The organism is Neisseria sp. P0021.S007, from assembly GCF_051956855.1.
This window is the reverse complement of record NZ_JBQCXA010000701.1, coordinates 1-628: the sequence shown is the minus strand read 5'-3', so window position 1 is coordinate 628 and position 628 is coordinate 1. Positions and strand designations below refer to the sequence as shown.

Here is a 628-nt window from a genome sequence, read left to right as displayed (position 1 = left end):
GTGTGGCGTTGGCGTGCGGGACGTGATTCTGCAAGGCAGGTTCGGATATTTCTCCTGACGGTCGCGTTGGTGGCGGTATTTCAATTTGCGATGGGTTCGATTTTGGAGCTGCTGGGCAACGGTCAATATGAAACGGCGGTCGAACGCGCCGGAAACAGCGGTTTTGAAGGCTCGATGCGTCAGATTGAATGGCGTAAAGCTTGGACTGCCTTTTTGTCCGCGCCTTGGTTCGGACACGGCTGGAACAGCTTTGCCCAACAGACTTTCTGGATTAATGCGGAGCAGCAGTATTTCCCGAATAATATCTTGGGCGTGTTGTTTACCCATTCGCACAATATTGTTTTACAACTGCTTTCCGAAGTCGGGCTGGTCGGTACGGTATTGGTTGCCCTGACGATGCTTGCGGGGCTGTGGCGGATGCTGGTGCGTCCTTACCATCCGGCTTCGCTGCTGCTGTTGTCTATGGTTGCCGTCAGTATGTGCCACAGTATGCTGGAGTATCCTTTGTGGTACATCTATTTCCTGACGCCGTTTGTGTTGATGTTCGCGCTTGCGCCGGCACGTTATGAAGACGTTTCAGACGACCTCGCTTGGGCGCGCGGCCGAAATTGGGCGGGCGGGCTTACCA

At 54.5% G+C, this 628-nt stretch carries 1 protein-coding gene; it reads left to right on the top strand.

The window, feature by feature from the left end; translation table 11 throughout:
* Positions 1-628: O-antigen ligase family protein (locus ACTHUR_RS15460; RefSeq protein WP_440399520.1), on the top strand; the 628-nt coding region annotated here is incomplete at both ends.